General features: G+C 37.9%; 1 protein-coding gene. It reads right to left on the reverse strand.

Annotation, left to right across the window (positions count from 1 at the left end; translation table 11 throughout):
* The coding region (locus tag BHE89_RS19865) for an FAD-binding protein (RefSeq protein ID WP_128860745.1) at positions 1-209 on the reverse strand (209 nt) is incomplete at its 3' end.
* Positions 210-564: the final 355 nt, after the last annotated feature.

Below are 564 nucleotides of genomic sequence, written 5' to 3' on the forward strand. Positions count from 1 at the left end.
GTATCATTGAAGTGGAAATCATAGGAGTCGTGAGCCTGAGTCACTGCTGCTGATCCGCCTTCTGCTGCCACAGTGTGGCTACGCATTGGGTAAACTTTTGAGATCAGAGCAATTTTCAGTTGAGGATTCGCTTCCGCAGCAGCAATTGCTGCTCGTAAGCCTGCGCCCCCGGCTCCGATTATCGCTATATCGGCATTAAAGGTTTGCACTGCGCTTCTCCATTGTTCAAGTGAAAATTGGAATAATTGTCTAGAATTCAATTCACTGACATTATTAATTTGTAATGCTATTTTTTTAAGCTATCCGTAACGAAATTGTTTCACTGCCTTGTGACTGCGCTTGATAACATCTTTATTATCATTGACTGTAATTTTAGTATAACGAAAATTATCATTGACTGTAATTTTAGTATAACGAAATGTAGGGACACCGAAATTTGATATGAATGATGGTTTTCCCGTATTTCGCAAAAAAAGTGTGATCTACACCAAGAATTCTGGGTTTTGATAATAAGCCACCAGAGAAACTTGAAGATTAAATAGAATATATTTGTCTAAATTGAAA

It is taken from the genome of Shigella sp. FC1967, assembly GCF_001743005.1.
GTDB lineage: Bacteria > Pseudomonadota > Gammaproteobacteria > Enterobacterales > Enterobacteriaceae > Proteus.